At 63.6% G+C, this 16,528-nt stretch carries 12 protein-coding genes; 6 read left to right on the top strand and 6 right to left on the bottom strand.

The genetic code is table 11. The annotated features are described in order from the left end of the window. Nucleotides 1-128: 128 nt before the first annotated feature. The 4 genes from HX830_RS06515 (at nt 129) to HX830_RS06500 (ending at nt 4,780) form a co-directional block, all read left to right on the top strand. Nucleotides 129-1,292, top strand: coding sequence for a type III PLP-dependent enzyme (locus HX830_RS06515; protein WP_103494710.1), 1,164 nt, complete (start codon nt 129-131; stop codon nt 1,290-1,292). Nucleotides 1,293-1,472: 180 nt separating this feature from the next. Beyond that, nucleotides 1,473-1,697 carry a type II toxin-antitoxin system HicA family toxin gene (locus tag HX830_RS06510; RefSeq protein ID WP_100941219.1) on the top strand — a complete coding sequence of 75 codons (225 nt, stop codon included), beginning with the start codon at nt 1,473-1,475 and terminating at the stop codon, nt 1,695-1,697. Further along, nucleotides 1,666-2,073, top strand: a complete 408-nt coding sequence (locus HX830_RS06505; RefSeq protein WP_100941218.1) for a type II toxin-antitoxin system HicB family antitoxin — start codon at nt 1,666-1,668, stop codon at nt 2,071-2,073. Before HX830_RS06510 ends, HX830_RS06505 begins: the two co-directional genes overlap by 32 nt. A 175-nt stretch (nt 2,074-2,248) precedes the next feature. Beyond that, nucleotides 2,249-4,780 (top strand): PepSY domain-containing protein, encoded by a 2,532-nt coding sequence (locus HX830_RS06500; RefSeq protein WP_177099406.1) that lies wholly within the window; start codon nt 2,249-2,251, stop codon nt 4,778-4,780. A gap of 159 nt (nt 4,781-4,939) precedes the next feature. On the opposite strand, the gene HX830_RS06495 is transcribed toward HX830_RS06500, so the two are convergent. Genes HX830_RS06495 through ptsP form a run of 3 tightly spaced genes read right to left on the bottom strand, consistent with a single transcriptional unit; the run spans nt 4,940 to nt 10,508 of the window. Further along, complete coding sequence (locus tag HX830_RS06495; RefSeq protein ID WP_103494707.1) at nt 4,940-6,694, bottom strand: PTS fructose-like transporter subunit IIB; 1,755 nt, start codon at nt 6,692-6,694, stop codon at nt 4,940-4,942. An 11-nt stretch (nt 6,695-6,705) separates the two neighbouring features. After that, nucleotides 6,706-7,647, bottom strand: a complete 942-nt coding sequence (gene pfkB / locus HX830_RS06490; protein WP_177099404.1) for a 1-phosphofructokinase — start codon at nt 7,645-7,647, stop codon at nt 6,706-6,708. Beyond that, nucleotides 7,647-10,508 carry a phosphoenolpyruvate--protein phosphotransferase gene (gene ptsP, locus HX830_RS06485; RefSeq protein ID WP_177099402.1) on the bottom strand — a complete coding sequence of 954 codons (2,862 nt, stop codon included), beginning with the start codon at nt 10,506-10,508 and terminating at the stop codon, nt 7,647-7,649. The genes pfkB and ptsP overlap by 1 nt, the downstream gene beginning before the upstream one ends. A gap of 403 nt (nt 10,509-10,911) precedes the next feature. Between ptsP and cra the strand changes: the two genes are divergently transcribed. Then, entirely contained in the window at nt 10,912-11,907 is a 996-nt protein-coding gene (gene cra, locus HX830_RS06480; protein ID WP_177099400.1) for a catabolite repressor/activator, read from the top strand. Nucleotides 11,908-11,909: 2 nt separating this feature from the next. Continuing rightward, entirely contained in the window at nt 11,910-12,701 is a 792-nt protein-coding gene (locus tag HX830_RS06475; protein WP_177099399.1) for a TatD family hydrolase, read from the top strand. An 18-nt stretch (nt 12,702-12,719) separates the two neighbouring features. Here the strand turns inward: HX830_RS06475 and HX830_RS32410 are convergent, their stop codons facing one another. The 3 genes from HX830_RS32410 to ampD all read right to left on the bottom strand — a co-directional run bounded on the left by HX830_RS32410 (nt 12,720) and on the right by ampD (nt 16,430). Further along, on the bottom strand, nt 12,720-13,424 hold the full coding sequence (locus HX830_RS32410; RefSeq protein ID WP_371317478.1) for a methyl-accepting chemotaxis protein: 705 nt from the start codon (nt 13,422-13,424) through the stop codon (nt 12,720-12,722). 1,609 nt (nt 13,425-15,033) lie between these two features. Beyond that, entirely contained in the window at nt 15,034-15,870 is an 837-nt protein-coding gene (gene ampE / locus HX830_RS06465) for a regulatory signaling modulator protein AmpE (RefSeq protein ID WP_152741225.1), read from the bottom strand. Continuing rightward, on the bottom strand, nt 15,867-16,430 hold the full coding sequence (ampD, locus tag HX830_RS06460; protein ID WP_177099395.1) for a 1,6-anhydro-N-acetylmuramyl-L-alanine amidase AmpD: 564 nt from the start codon (nt 16,428-16,430) through the stop codon (nt 15,867-15,869). The genes ampE and ampD overlap by 4 nt, the downstream gene beginning before the upstream one ends. Nucleotides 16,431-16,528 lie beyond the last annotated feature (98 nt).

Below are 16,528 nucleotides of genomic sequence, written 5' to 3'. Positions count from 1 at the left end.
GCGGTTGTTCCCATGGCCTTTTTGCTTTCGGCGACATGCCTTGGGAAGTAGGCGAACCAAAGTGGGGATACGGAGGACGTTCATTTGCACCCATTGATCAATCTAGTTTGCCAGTAGGAGTTCCCAGCATGTCGATTCAGGTCGAAGACTATTTCGCGCGCGCCACTTTTGACAAAATGAAGGCGTTCGCCGACCAGCAAGAAACCCCGTTCGTGGTGATCGACACCGCGATGATCAGCCAGGCCTACGATGACCTGCGCGCCGGTTTCGAATTCGCCAAGGTCTATTACGCCGTCAAGGCCAACCCGGCTGTCGAGATCATCGACCTGCTGAACAAGAAAGGCTCCAGCTTCGACATCGCGTCGATCTACGAGCTGGACAAGGTCCTGGGCCAGGGCGTCACCCCCGACCGCATCAGCTACGGCAACACCATCAAGAAATCCAAGGACATCCGCTACTTCTACGAGAAGGGCGTGCGTCTGTTCTCCACCGACTCCGAAGCCGACCTGCGCAATATCGCCAAGGCCGCCCCGGGCTCGAAAGTCTATGTGCGCATCCTCACCGAAGGCTCGACCACCGCTGACTGGCCTCTGTCGCGCAAGTTCGGTTGCCAGACCGACATGGCCATGGACCTGCTGATCCTCGCCCGCGACCTGGGCCTGGTGCCTTACGGCGTGTCCTTCCACGTCGGTTCGCAACAGCGCGATATCAGCGTCTGGGACGCGGCGATCGCCAAGGTCAAGGTGATCTTCGAACGCCTGAAGGAAGAAGACGGCATTCACCTGAAGCTGATCAACATGGGTGGCGGCTTCCCGGCCAACTACATCACCCGTACCAACAGCCTGGAAACCTACGCGGAAGAAATCATCCGTTTCCTCAAGGAAGACTTCGGCGACGACCTGCCGGAAATCATCCTGGAACCGGGCCGTTCGCTGATCGCCAACGCCGGCATCCTGGTCAGCGAAGTGGTACTGGTCGCGCGTAAATCCCGTACCGCCGTCGAGCGATGGGTGTACACGGATGTGGGCAAATTCTCCGGCCTGATCGAAACCATGGACGAGGCGATCAAGTTTCCGATCTGGACCGAGAAGAAAGGCGAGATGGAAGAAGTGGTCATCGCCGGCCCTACCTGCGACAGCGCCGACATCATGTATGAAAACTACAAGTACGGCCTGCCCCTGAACCTGGCCATCGGCGACCGCCTGTACTGGCTGTCCACTGGCGCCTACACCACCAGCTACAGCGCCGTGGAATTCAATGGCTTCCCGCCGCTGAAATCCTTCTACGTGTGATGCGCCGGGCCGCTGAAAGGCGGCCTTGCGGACACCGCGCGTTGCTCCCGAAAGGCCCGTGAACCCTCACGGGCCTTTTCTATTTCACATGCTGCAAAACCTTTCGAAGCGGTGTACTGTTGCCCTGTGGAATTTGGTGGGTACAGTAACCACCAAATCCCAACGACAAGGAACGTCGTCTTGAATAGCCGACAGCTGATCAGGCTTATCGAAGCGGACGGTTGGTATCTGGTCAGGATCAAGGGCAGTCACCACCATTTCAAGCACCTGTACAAGCCAGGGCTGGTGACCATCCCCCATCCGAAGAAGGACCTACTGACCAAGACAGTCAACAGCATCCTGAAACAAGCACAGTTGCAAGCAGGAGACCATCATGCTTTTCCCCATTGCGATTCAACCCGGTGACGAGCAACACGCCTGGGGCGTAGAGGTTCCGGATATTCCGGGCTGCTTCTCGGCGGGCGAGGACCTGGACGATGCCCTGGCCATGGCCCGTGAAGCCATCGAAGGACACCTGGAAATTCTCGCCGAGGACGACGCGCCCATCCCTCGGGCGGGCACCGTGACCCAGCACGCGAAAAACCCGGACTACGCAGGTTGCATCTGGGCACTGGTGGACATCGATATCACCCAGTACCTGGGCAAGTCGGAAAAACTCAATATCACCTTGCCCGGTTACCTGTTGAGCCGTATCGACGCTTACGTGCGCAATCATCCCGAGCAGAAGAGTCGGTCGGGCTTCCTGGCCACGGCGGCCTTACGCATATTGCAAGGCGCCTGAGCCTTCAACCCACCCGCTCGTGCATCGACCCAAGCCCAGCTCCTGCCCAGGAACGGGGCTTTTGTCCGTTTTGTCACACGAAAAAAACGCCGTTAATATGAATTCGTCGCATTCTCACAAACACACGGCATAATGCGCGTCGTGAGAATCACTTCGAGAAAGCAAGGCGGTCGCCGTGTTGAAGAAAACACTGTTCCAATTGCACTGGCTGTTCGGCATTACTGCCGGGCTGGTGTTGGCTTTCATGGGCATTACCGGAGCCATGGTGTCGTTCCAGGACGAACTGCTAGGCCTGCTCAACCCCGACGTCCTGCAACTCGAAGTACCGGAGCACGCTGAAGCCCTGCCCCCCGCCGAACTGGTGCGCAGGCTCGAAGCCCGCGAGGGCAAGACCGTCGCCATGCTCTGGGTTTCCCCCCATGGCGACAACGCCGCGCGAGTCGCTTTCACACCTGCGCCCGGTGAACGCCGTGGGCAGATGCGCTATTTCGACCCCTACACCGGCGAGTACCAGGGTGAGGCACAAGGCCAGGACTTCTTCGCCCTGATATTGCAACTGCACCGTTTTCTCGCCCTGGGTGATACCGGCCGGCAGATCACCGGCGCATGCACCCTGATGCTGCTGTTCTTCTGCCTTTCCGGGCTCTATCTGCGCTGGCCGCGCCAGGCCCTGAACTGGCGGGTCTGGCTGACCCTCGACCGGGCGAAAAAAGGTCGCGCCTTCAACTGGAACCTGCACGCGGTCGCCGGCACCTGGTGCCTGCTGCTCTACCTGCTGTCGGCGCTGACCGGCCTGTTCTGGTCCTACGAGTGGTACAGCGACGGGCTGAACAAACTGCTGGCCGACTCACCGATCCAGCATCGCGGCGGTGGGCAGCGCAAACCGGCACCCGGCGGCCCGGCGCCGAGCGCCGACTACGACGCGATCTGGGCCAGTATCCAGCGGGCCACGGGCCCCGACCTCAGCGCCTACAACATCCGCATGCCGGCGGTGGCCGGGCAACCGGCGACGGTCTACTACCTGCTCAAGGATTCGCCCCATGAGCGGGCCCTCAACCAGATCAACCTGGACCCGGCCACGGGGGTGATCAGCGACCAGTTGCGCTACGCCGACCAAAGCTTCAAGGCACAGTTGCTGACCAGCCTCTACGCGCTGCACACCGGCGGCTACTTCGGGATCACCGGGCGAGTCCTGCTGACCCTGTCGAGCCTGGCCATGCCGCTGTTCTTCGTCACCGGCTGGCTGCTGTACCTCGATCGGCGGCGCAAGAAACGCCAGGTCAAGCAAGCCCGCCTGGACCTGGAGCCACAAGACGGCGAGGCCTCCGCCTGGCTGATCGGTTTCGCCAGCCAGAGCGGTTTCGCCGAACAGATGGCCTGGCAGAGCGCCGGTCAGTTGCAGGCCGCCGGCGTGCCAGTGCGGGTCAGCCCGCTGGCCGACATCAATGAGCGGGACCTGCGCGAGTCGCAGCATGCGCTGTTTGTCGTCAGCACCTTCGGCGACGGCGAGGCACCAGACAGTGCGCGCGGTTTCGAACGCAAGGTACTCGACCAGCCGCTGCCCCTCGGCACCCTGAACTATTCGGTACTGGCCCTGGGCGACCGGCAATACCAACACTTCTGCGGTTTCGCCCGACGCCTGCATCGGTGGCTGGAAGCGCGTGGCGGCAATACCCTGTTCGCCCCGGTCGAAGTCGACAACGGCGATCCCTACGCCCTGCGCTATTGGCAACAGCAACTCAACCAACTGACCGGCGGCACGCCTCCGGTGGCCTGGCAGGCACCGGGTTTCGCCAACTGGACCTTGCGCCAGCGCGACCTGCTCAACCCGGGCAGCGCCGGTTCCGCCGTCTACCTGCTGGGCCTGACGGCCGAGACGGCGACCCCATGGCAAGCCGGTGACCTGGTGGAAATCCTCCCACGCCAGAGTGCCCTGGCAGTGGAACGCTTCCTCGCCGGACTCGGACTTGACGCCGACACTCCGGTACAACTCGACGGTTTGCAGGAAAGCCTCGCCCAGGCCCTGGGAGCACGCCAGTTGCCGGAGAACCGGGCTCATCTGGTCGGCCTGCATGCCCAGGCCCTGGTGGATGCGCTGATACCGCTGAGCCCGCGCGAATACTCCATCGCCTCCATTGAAAGCGATGGGCAACTGGAGTTGATCGTGCGCCAGGAGCGCCACGCCGATGGCAGCCTGGGCCTGGGTTCCGGGTGGTTGACCGAGCATGCGGCGCCGGGCGCCGGTATCAGCCTGCGGCTGCGGCGCAACAGTGGTTTCCATTTGCCGACGGCGCCGTGCCCGTTGATTCTGCTGGGCAACGGTACGGGCCTGGCGGGCTTGCGCAGCTTGCTCAAGGCGCGCATTGCCGATGGCCAGAGAGACAACTGGTTGTTGTTCGGCGAGCGCAATATCGCCCATGACTTCCACTGCGGGGAAGAACTGAAAGGCTGGCTGGCCAGCGGTGACCTAGCGCGCCTGGACCTGGCGTTTTCCCGTGACCAGGCAGAAAAGATCTATGTCCAGGATCGCCTGCGCGCAGCGGCGGATGAACTGCGCCAATGGCTGGCGAACGGTGCGGCGATCTATATCTGCGGCAGCTTGCAGGGGATGGCGACGGGCGTCGATCAGGTGCTGCTGGAGTTGCTCGGGGCCGAGGCCGTCGAGCAATTGATCGAGCAAGGGCGTTATCGGCGGGATGTGTACTGACGGCTACACCGAGACACCGCGTTATCGTTCATCGCCAGCAAGCCGGCTCCTACAGGATGTGGTCGAACGCGAACCTTGCGTGCGACACAACACCTGTAGGAGCCGGCTTGCTGGCGATCGCGGAGCAACTACCGCCGCAATATCCGAAGCCAAACGCGGTTACGCCCGCACCGGCTCCACCGCCAACTCGACGACTTCCGGCCGCTTGAGCACGGCATAGGCCAGCGCCGTCAGCAGGCTACCGGCGACAATCGCCAGCAGGTACAGCAATGTATGGTTGATCGCATTCGGGATCAGCATCACGAACAAACCGCCGTGGGGCGCCATCAGCTTGCAGCCGAAATACATCGACAAGGCACCGGTCAGCGCACCACCGGCAATGCTTGCCGGAATCACCCGCAACGGGTCCTTGGCGGCAAACGGAATCGCCCCCTCGGAGATAAAGCACAGCCCCAGCACAAACGCCGCCTTGCCCGCCTCGCGCTCGCTCTGGGCAAACTTGTGCCGCGCAATCAGCGTGGCAATCCCCAGGCCGATCGGCGGCACCATGCCCGCGGCCATGGTCGCCGCCATCGGTGCATAACTCTGCGACGCCAGCAGCCCGACCGAGAATGCATAGGCCGCCTTGTTGATCGGTCCACCCAAGTCGACGCACATCATCCCGCCCAGCAACACCCCGAGCAGAATCGCGTTGGTGGTGCCCATGCTGTCGAGGAAATGGGTCAGCCCTTCGAGCATCCCCGCCACTGGTTTGCCCACCACGTAGATCATCACCAGACCGGTGAACAGGCTCGCCAGCAACGGAATGATCAGGATCGGTTTCAACGCCTCAAGACTGCTGGGCAGCCGCGCATAACGATTGATCGCCTTGGCGCTGTAGCCGGCAAGAAAACCGGCAACGATGCCGCCGATAAAACCCGCGCCCAGGGTGCTCGCCAACAGGCCGCCGATCATCCCCGGGGCCAAGCCCGGACGGTCGGCAATCGAATAGGCGATATAGCCGGCCAGCAACGGCACCATCAACTTGAACGCGCTCTCACCGCCGATCTGCATCAAGGCCGCCGCCAGCGTGCCGGGCTCCTTGAAGGCGGTGATGCCGAAGACGAACGACAAGGCGATCATCAGACCGCCCGCCACCACCATCGGCAACATGAACGAGACACCCGTCAGCAGGTGTTTGTAGACGCCGGTCTTTTCCTGCTTGGCCGGAGCACCGCCGCTGCCCGTCGCGACCTGTTCCGGCTGACCTTCGGCCAGGGCCTTGTCGAGGGTCGCGTCCGGCTGCTTCAAGGCGATGCCGGTACCGCAACGGTAGATTTTCTTGCCGGCGAAACGCTCGGTGGCGACTTCGATATCCGCCGCCAGCAACACCACATCGGCCTCGGCAATCGCCGCCGCGCTCAGCGGGTTGCGGGCGCCGACGGAACCCTGGGTTTCCACCTGCAGCTCATAGCCCAGGCGCTTGGCCGACTGCTGCAAGGCTTCGGCGGCCATAAAGGTGTGGGCCACGCCGGTCGGGCAGGCGGTCACCGCCACCAGGCGCGGGGCGCGCTTGGGCGCCGCAACCGGTTCGGCCGCGACCGCAGGGGCGACCTTGGGCGCGACAAACACCTGGGCCTCTTCGGCACCGCGACGCAACACCGCCTCGACATCCTGCAACGCCTGGGCCGGAGTGCTTTGAAACACCCGCTTGCCGACAAACCGCGACATCTCCACCGGCACGCTGCTGACCAGCAGGACCCATTCGGCGGCATCGACCGTGGCCGCCGACAATTGGCGCTCCGGGTGCTGGCTGTCGTGGACTTCGACGCTGGTGCTCCAACCCTGGCGCTGGGCCGCCGCATCGAGCAGGCGGGCGCAGAGCACGCTGGTGACCATGCCGTTCGGGCAGGCGGTAACAATGGCTAATTTCATCACTATCCCTCTTATTGTTCTGTCAGGGCGTGCACGCGGACGCCGCTTTCAAGCTGCGCCAACTGCGCCCGGTCGCTAATGCCGAAACCGATCTGGGTCACCGCCTGGGCGGCAATCGCGGTGGCGGTGCGCAGGGTCTGTTCGGCGGAGTGACCGCTGAGCAGCCCGTGCAGCATGCCGGCCAGCAACGAGTCGCCGGCCCCCACCGTGCTGGCGACTTTTACCTTCGGTGGCAGGGCCTGCAAAGCCGGCGCGCCGGAAAACCAGTTCACCCCTTCGGCACCGTGGGAAATCACCACGTGCTCGACGCCCTGGGCTTGCAGTCGCGCGGCGGTTTCGGCCTGGCTTTGCAACGAGTTCACGGGAATCTGCAAGGCCTCGGCCAGTTCCTCGCCATTGGGCTTGATCAACCAGGGCGTCGCCGCGAGACCGGCGCGCAACGCCGCGCCGCTGGTGTCCAGGGCGACCTTCAGGCCGAGACCTTTCAAGCGCAACAGCAGCGCCTGCAACCACTCGGGGCTCACCCCTTGCGGCAGGCTGCCGGCGACCACCACGGCGTCGTGCCCCGGGGCGATCAGGTCGAGTTTATCCAACAGGGCTTGCCGCGCCTGTTCACTGACCAGGGGACCGGGACCATTGAGATCGGTGATCCGCCCGTCATGCTCGGCCAGCTTGATATTGCTGCGGGTTTCCCCCGGTACCCGGACAAAGGCATCGACAAAACCGCGCCGCGCCATCAGGGCCTCGAACGCTTGCGGATTGCTGTCGCCGAGAAAGCCGCCCACGGTCAGTTGATGGCCCAGGTCCGCCAGCACCTGGGCGACATTCAGCCCTTTGCCGGCGGCATGGGTCTGCATCGCTTCGCTGCGGTTGACCTGGCCGGGCTCCAGCCGTGCCAACTGCACGGTCAGGTCCAGCGCCGGGTTCAGGGTCAGGGTCAGAATCCGCGCCATTACAAAGCCTCCACCAGGGCACGGACTTCATCGCCGCTGCCCACCGCCAGGGCGGCCTGGGCCAGCGCTTGGGCCTGGGGCAGGCTCAGCTCGCGGACCCGCGCCTTGACCTCGGGAATGCTCCGCGCCGAAACGCTCAGCTCATCCACGCCCAGCCCTACCAGCACCGGCACCGCCAAAGGATCAGCCGCCAGCTCGCCGCACACGCCGACCCATTTGCCATGGGCATGGGCCGCGCGCACGGTGATATCGATCAGTTGCAGCACGGCCGGGTGCAGGCCGTCGGCCTGGGCCGAGAGCGTCGGGTGGCCACGGTCGATGGCCAGGGTGTACTGGGTCAGGTCGTTGGTGCCGACACTGAAGAAGTCCACTTCCTTGGCCAGCACCGGCGCCAGCAACGCCGCCGACGGCACCTCGATCATGATCCCCAGTTGCAGATCGGCCACCGGGATTTCCAGCCGCAGACGTTCGGTCATCTCCCGCGCCTGGCGCCACTCGGAGACGCTGCCGACCATCGGGAACATGATCCGCAACGGACGGTTGTCGGCGGCCCGCAGCAAGGCACGCAACTGCCCTTCCATGATCTGCGGGCGTTGCAGGGTCAGGCGAATACCGCGCACACCGAGGAAGGGGTTTTCCTCCTTGGCGATCGGCCAGTACGGCAGCGGTTTGTCGCCGCCCACATCGAGGGTCCGCACCACCAGCGGCCGACCCGCCAGGCCATCGAGCACGCGGCGGTATTCGGCTTCCTGGGTCGCCTCGTCCGGCGCCTGCTGATGGGCCATGAAAATCAGTTCGGTGCGCAGCAGGCCGATGCCTTCAGCTCCCTGCTCCACTGCGCTGGCAACGCCGGCGCTTTCACCGATATTGGCAAACACTTCGACCGGGTGGCCATCGCGGGTCAGCGCCAGTTCGTGGCGTTGCTCCGAGGCCAGGCGCAGGCGTTGCTCGCGGGTGTCACGTTCCTGCAAGGCACGCTGCAGGGTCGCCTCATCCGGCGAGACATGCAGGCGGCCGCGCTGCCCGTCGATCAGCAACGGCGTACCGGGCGCCAGCAGCAGCACCGCCGCGCCAGCACCAACCAGAGCGGGGATGCCAAGGGCCCGGGCCACGATCGCACTGTGGGCCGTGGCCCCGCCGCGGGCCGTGAGAATCCCGGCAACCCGTGCCGGGTCCAATCGCGCCACATCCGAAGGACCGACCTCATCCATCACCAGCACATAAGGCTGGTCGGGCTCGGCCAGGGTCTCGACGCCGCAGAGTTGCGCCAGCACACGCCGGCCGACATCCCGCAGATCCGCCGCGCGTTCGGCCAGCAAGGCATCCTGCAACGTCTCCTGCTGACAGGCCGCCGCCTCGATCACGGCCATCCAGCCGGCCTCGGCGCTTTCGCCCTGCTTGAGACGGGCTTCGACGTCGTCGCTGAGTTCCGGGTCGTCGAGCATTTCCTGATGGGTAATGAAGATTTCCCGGATGGCCTTGGCCTTGCTGCGCTGGATCAGCCCTTCAATGTCCGCGCGCACGAGATCCAGGGCCTGTTGCAGGCGCTGACGCTCAACCAGCGCGGACTCGCCACGCAACGGGTAATCGAACTGCGCCAGCACCTGGACATGGGCCGGGCCGATGGCGATGCCCGGTGCGGCGGCGATGGCCTGGAGTTGGCTGCCGGCGCTCGGCGCCACCAGGGGCGCGAGTACTTCTTCCGGCACCGGGCTCGCGGCACTGATCGCCGGCAATGGCTCGACTTCCTCGCCGAGGCCTTCTTCCACCGCCGCCAGAAGCGCCGGCAAGGCATCGGCGGCAATGCTCGGCTCAGCGATGAATTCCAGCACCTGGGCACGCCGTGCGCCGAGGCTGAGCAACTTGCTCAGGCTTTTCACCGACACGGCACTGCCCGTGCCGTCGACGATGCGCACCCGGATATCACCTTCGAAATGCTTCGCCAGTTGCGCCAGGACTTTCGCCGGCCGGGCGTGCAAACCATGGGCATTGGCCAGGGCAATCCGCGCGCTCGGCCAATCGGCCGGCAGCTCACCACCGAGGACTTCGAGCACCGCACGGCTGCTGGTGGCGCGCCCCAGTTCCTGGCCACGGCCTTCGATCAACAGCGCACACAGGCGCTCGAGCAGAGCCTGGTGCGCTTCGCCGAGGCTGGCCAGGCAGAACAGGCCGCTCAGGGGCTGACCGAGGTAGCGGATCGGCTTGTTCGGGGTCACGAAAGCCAGGCCCGGACGCTTGACCGTCTGCTCGCTGTGCAGCCACCAGAGGCCATCGCCCAGGGGCAGGGCTTCGACCTGCTGCAACACGGCGGCAAAACCATTGCTGACGCAATCGGCCTGGCGCAGCAGGCGCGCACCGCGCCAGACCAGCTCTTCGAAATCGTCCGCGGCCACGCCCAGGCCGATCATCTGTGCATCCAGCGCCAGCTCCTGGGGGGCGCCCTGCAGCAATTTCAGCAGCGCTTCGGCGGAACTGGCACGACGCAGGGCCTGGCCCAGATCGGTTTCGCCGAGGGCCCGGGTCAGCAGTTGCAGCAGGCGCAAGTGCTCGTCGGAGCGCGCCGCGATGCCGATGGCCAGGTAGACGATCTGGCCGTCGCCCCAGTCCACACCGTCGGGAAATTGCAGCAGGCGCACACCGGTGGCAAACACCTGGTCGCGGGTTTCCGGCGTGCCGTGGGGAATCGCAATACCTTGACCGAGAAAGGTCGAGCCCTGGGCTTCACGCGCCTGCAAACCCGCCAGGTAACCCTCGGCCACCAGGCCGTCGGCCACCAGTCTGTTCGCGAGCAGTTGCAGGGCCGCAGACTTGTCCACGGCCGACTGGCCCATGGAAATCTGCTCTACGGTGAGCTCGAGCATGCCTTTCTCCTATTCAGCGTCATAGGGACGCTAGGTATTGTTTTGAATGAATCAGCTTAGGCGGGTGGCCCGAACAATGTGCAACGGTCTTCTGGCAGGACCATGACACGGGCCGAATGCCGCAAAAATACGCTTGCTGAAACGTTTAATCTAGAGTGTTGGTCACGTTACTCGATTATTGTTCGGTGTTGAAGCCCCAGGGCGTCTTGAAAAACCGCTGGACCATGGCGGGCCGTCGAAGCGTTTGACGGTCCCAAGGCTGCGACATGTGGGTTGTATACAGCCCGATATCTGAAGCTCCGTCGTCTTTTGACAACTGGACGACGAAGGTCGGCTGCCGGAATAGGATACGATCAGCGAAAATGCAGACCTGAACGCTGCAGCAAAATAAGGAACTCCCCGCTTGAAACTCAGTGATATCGCCCAACTGGCCGGTGTGTCCGTCACCACCGCCAGCTACGTGATCAACGGCAAGGCCGCGCAGCAGCGTATCAGCATCAGCACCGTGGAACGGGTGCGGGCGGTGGTCGAGCAACATGGCTTCACGCCCAACCCCCAGGCTGCCGGGCTGCGCAGTCGCAAGACGCGAACCCTGGGTTTCATTCTGCCGGACCTGGAAAACCCCAGTTATGCGCGCATCGCCAAGCTGCTGGAGCAAGGCGCCCGCGCCCATGGCTATCAATTGCTGATCGCCAGTTCCGACGACGCCCCCGACAGCGAGCGGCAACTGCTGCAACTGTTCCGCGCGCGGCGCTGCGATGCCCTGTTCGTCGCCAGTTGCCTGCCCGCCGCCGACGACAGCTATCGCGAGTTGCAGGCCCTGGGGACACCGGTGATTGCCATCGACCGGGAAATGGAACCGGCACACTTCTGCTCGGTGGTCAGCGACGACCGTCGGGCCAGCCTGCAACTGACCCGCAGCCTGCTGCAGCCGTTGCCACGGCATATCGCCCTGATCGGCGCCCGTGCCGAGTTGAGCATCAGCCGCCAGCGCGCCGCCGGATTCGAGGAAGCCTTGAAGGGCTTCAAGGGCGAGGTGCTGATCGAGCATGGCGAGGCCTTCAGCCGCGAGTGCGGGCGCCAGTTGATGGAAGGCCTGATCAAACGCCTGGGCCATCTGCCGGATGCCCTGATCACCACCTCCTATGTCCTGCTGCAAGGCGTGTTCGATGCCCTGCATGATCAGCCGCTCCAGGCGCAGCCGCTGCGCCTGGGTACCTTCGGCGACACCCAGTTGCTGGACTTCCTGCCGTTGCCGGTCAACGCCATGGCCCAACAACATCAGCTGATCGCCGAAAAAGCCCTGGAACTGGCCCTGGCCGCCATCGAGGACAAGAACTACCTGCCGGGCGTCCAGGCCATCGCCCGGACCTTCAAGCAGCGAATCCACGGGGTCTAAAAGTGGAGCTGATCGACACCCATACCCATCTCGACTTTGCCGATTTCGATAATGATCGCGACGAGGTCCTTGAGCGCAGCCGCGCCCTGGGTGTGGGGCGGATGGTGGTGTTGGGGGTTTATCAGAAAAACTGGCAGCGGGTCTGGGACCTGGTGCAAAGCGACTCGCGGTTGCACGCGGCGTTCGGCTTGCACCCGGTGTATCTGGATGAGCACCGCCCGGCCGATCTCAACGAACTGGGCGACTGGCTGACGCGTTGTGCCGGTCATCCGCAGTTGTGCGCGGTGGGCGAGTTCGGCCTGGATTATTTTTTGCCACAGTTGGATCGTGAACGCCAACAAGCGCTGTTCGAAGCCCAACTGAAACTGGCGGTGGACTTCGCCCTGCCCGCGCTGCTGCATGTGCGTAGAAGCCACGCGGCGACCATTGCCACTCTCAAGCGTTTTCGCCCGGCGCGCGGCGGCATCATCCATGCCTTTGCCGGCAGTCGCGAGGAAGCCCGGGAATACCTCAAGCTGGGATTCAAGTTGGGGCTGGGCGGTGCCGGCACCTGGCCGCAGGCCTTGCGCCTGAGCAAGGTCATCGCCGATCTGCCGCTGGACAGCGTGGTGCTGGAGACCGATTCACCGGATATGGCGCCGGTGATGTTCGCCGGCCAGCGCAACAGCCCCGAGCATTTGCCGGCGATTTGCAAGGCGCTGGCCGGGCTGATGAGTGTGAACCCGGAGACGCTGGCGAGCGCCAGCACGGCCAATGCCTGTGCGCTGTTCAATTGGCCTGCAGCAACAGCGTGAGCGCCGGCAAACCTCGCCTCAGACCCTGAACGCACCGATCAATTGCTTGAGTTCCACCACCTGTACCGAGAGCAGGCGGCTGGCACTTTCGGTCTGATGCGCGCCCTCCGCCGTACGCTCACCCGCGCGGTTGATCTCGACGATGTTCTGGTCGATATCGTGGGCCACGGCGGTTTGCTGTTCCACGGCGGCCGCGATCTGCTGGTTCTGGTCGACGATCATGCCCACCGCGCCAAGGATATTTTCCAGCGCCTGCTGGACCTTTTCCGACTGGCTGACCGTACTGTTCGCCATCCCATGGCTGACGCCCATGGCCTTCACCGCCGCCCCCACGCCGCCATGGAGCCGGCTGATCATCTGCTCGATTTCCCCCGTCGACTGCTGGGTGCGCTTGGCCAGGGTCCGGACCTCGTCGGCCACCACCGCAAAGCCCCGCCCCTGCTCACCGGCCCGGGCCGCCTCGATGGCCGCGTTGAGGGCCAACAGGTTGGTCTGCTCGGCGATGCTCTTGATCACTTCCAGCACCCGGCTGATGGACTGGCTATCGGTGGCCAGTTGATTGATCACCTGCACCGACTGATCGATCTCGCCGGCCAACTGCACAATGCTGTTCTGTTGCGACTCGACCAGACCGCGGCCGCTGAGGGTTTCGCCATTCACGCTGTGGGCGCTGCTCACCGCCGCCGCCGCGCTGCGGGCCACCTCCTGGGCGGTGGCCGACATCTGATTCATGGCCGTCGCCACCTGTTCGATCTGGCTGCGCTGACCGGCCACCGCCAGGTTACTGCGAGCCGATACCGACTCGACCTGTCCGGCCTGGCGCTCGACCTCACTGACGGTCTGCCCGACCCGCTCGATCAGGTCATGGATCTTCGCCACGGTGCCATTGAACACGCCGCCCAGTTCACCCAGTTCATCGCGGCTATGGGCGACGAAATTGACCGTCATGTCCCCGGCCGCGACCTTGTTCATCATTTCCCCCAGACGCCGCAAGGTGGTCCGGGTCGAAGCGTAGAAACCGCCATACAGATAGACGATGGAGAAAAACACCGCCGCCAGCGCGACCACCAGTGACAGCATATGCAGGCGATTTTGCCCCAGGCGCTGTTCAAGCTCCTGGCCGAGATAGGCCAGGGTCGCGTCATTGAGCTGGTAGGTTTGCGCCATCAGGGCGCTGACCTGATCGTAGAAAGCCGGCCAGGGCGCATCGAGGGTTTCGGCCATGACCACCTGCTCTTCGAACAGCTCACTGCCTTTTTTCAACGACGCCTTGCTGGCGGCGGCCTGAGAGTCCAGGGCGGCATGGGCATTTTTACTGCCGCCCAGGGCATCCTGGAGTTTCAGGGCGTATTCGGCCTGCAACTTCTCGATCTGCTGCAACAGCTCGTCGAAGCGCGTGCTCGACGCCGAATTGAGAAAGCCCTGGCCCAGGGAATAAGCGCCCATGGAGCGGCCTTCGCCCAAGGTCTGGGTCACTTGCGGCGTGACACTGGTCACCAGTTCGCTCAACTGTCGCAGATCGCTCTGGTTATCACGGCTGAGCCCCGATTGACTGGCAATGATCTGGCTGAAAATCTGCGCCTTGGCCAACAGTTTGGCGATCAGTGCGCTTTTGCTTTGCAGGGAGGTTTCGGCCTGCTGGGCCTTGAAGGCGCTGATCATTTCATCGCGCTTGGCGTTGAAGGCGTCGATCTGTTCCGGGTCGATCGTCACCGGTGCCAGGCCTTGCAGGCGGGCGAGCACGTTTTGTTCAAGGGCGTGGATCTTGCCTTCCAGGTCCCCCGCCTTGCCGGACTGACCGAGGACCGCGTCGATCTGCACCTGGTTGTTCAGGGTTTCCAGGTCGCGCCGCAGGCTGAGGCTGCTGCCCAGCAGGGCGAGGCTTTGCAGCTCGATCTGGGTGCCGGAGAATTCGCGGTAGGAATCGTGCACCAGGTAGAAGTTGGTCACCAGCATCGGCACGAAGAACAGCACACTGATCAAACTGAACTTCATTCCGAAGCTCAAGCGGTTCATCAGGGCGACGGCGGGATATAGCAAGCGCTTCACTGGAATGCTCCCTTTCGTATTATTTTTATAGAGGCAGGCACGGCAAGGCATAAAGCCAGTATCCGCAGCTACTGCTTGTATAACTTAATTTGAAAGGGTGTTTTGTAACTTAAGGTTAATGGCCATTGCCTGACGGTCTGACGACTGCATTGCTTTTGAAAACACCACAGACCTGTAGGAGCAGGGCTTGCCCGCGAAGGGGCCCTTGAGACCGCCAAAAGCTTCGCTGGCAAGCCAGGCTCCTACAGGTCCGCTGTGTTTGTGAGGGCCGTGTCCCCTCGGATCAGATCAGCACGGTCCACAGGGCAAACCCGGCATACCAGAGCACCGCCGCCCGTAGCAGCAGCTCCCACAGGCTGTCCAGGCTGGTGACGCCATCGGCGCCAACCACCGGCGCGGGGATTTCCCCGGCGACACGCCCCACCTTTTCCACCAGTTGCCGCGCCGTGATGTCCCAGTTGAGCAACTCATGCAGCATCACCCGGCTGACCCCGACGAAGTTGCCCACCAGCGCCAGGCTGGCCGCCAGCAAGCGCACCGGCAACCAGTCGAAGGCGTGCCGCAGCAAGGTCGCACGCTCCACCAGCGCCGGGTTCTGGCCTCGTTCCGCCGCCAGCGCCAGCAGCCGATAACTCAGCGCCGCCACCGGACCCAGGAGGAAATACCAGAAAATCACCACAAAGAAACTCTGGTAGGCCTGCCACAACAGGTAGCCCTGGACCTGCTCCAGCAACTGCTCATCGCTGTCGGCGCACACATCCAGGTCACGCTTGGCCACATGCACCGCCGCCTGCACATCACCGCGCCTCCAGGCATCGCGAAACGGCCCGAGGGCCGCCAGCAGATCCCCACGGCCGAGGCTGTAAATCACCACCAGCAAATGCACCGGCAAGGCCAGCAAACCATAGGCCAGCGGTTGCAGCGCCATCAGCAGCAGACCGAGCACGACCACCGGCAACAGCACCAGCAGGATCAGCACCAGCCAGGGCTGCCCGGCGGTTCGCGGAGCGGCTTCCAGCCGGGCCAGCTCCCGCAGCCAGGCGCCGTCACGTTGGACCCGTTGGCGCAAGGCCGAGAACTTTTCGATCCAGACCGCCAGCAGCAACACCAGAAAACTCATTGTGACTCTCCTTTTTCCAGCACGGCGGCACGAAAGCGCGCCCAGTCAAACGCTGGTCCCGGATCGGTCTTGCGGCCCGGGGCGATATCGCTATGGCCGCAAATCCGTTGCGGGGTAATGGCCGGGTAAGCGGCCAGTAGCTGACGGGTCAAAGCAATCAACGCAGCGTACTGCGCCTCGGTGAAAGGCAGCTCATCGGTGCCCTCCAACTCGATACCCAGGGAAAAATCGTTACAGGTTTCCCGCCCCTCGAAAGACGAGACGCCGGCATGCCAGGCGCGCTCCAGACAAGAGACAAACTGAGTGACTATACCGTCACGCTCAATCAGAAAATGCGCAGACACGCGCAGGTCGGCGATGCCTTCAAAGTAGGCGTGTTCCGTGACATCCAGGCGATTCTGGAAGAACTCCTGCACCTTGCCCGTGGCGAACTGCCCCGGTGGCAGGCTGATGTTGTGGATCACCAGCAGGGAGATTTCTTCGGCTGGACGCTGGTTGAAGTTGGGCGAAGGACAGTGACGCACGTCCTGGCACCAACCGCTGGCGGGATCCAACTGCATACCGATTCCTTCGAAGACAAACACGACAGGCTCAGTATGCCGCGATAGGCACGTGGATGGGTCAGCAATCCGCGCTTATCGAAGAAATTTTCTTGAGC

This window comes from Pseudomonas gingeri, from assembly GCF_013385425.1.
Taxonomy (GTDB): Bacteria; Pseudomonadota; Gammaproteobacteria; order Pseudomonadales; family Pseudomonadaceae; genus Aquipseudomonas; species Aquipseudomonas gingeri_D.
This window is presented reverse-complemented; position numbering and strand designations above follow the sequence as displayed.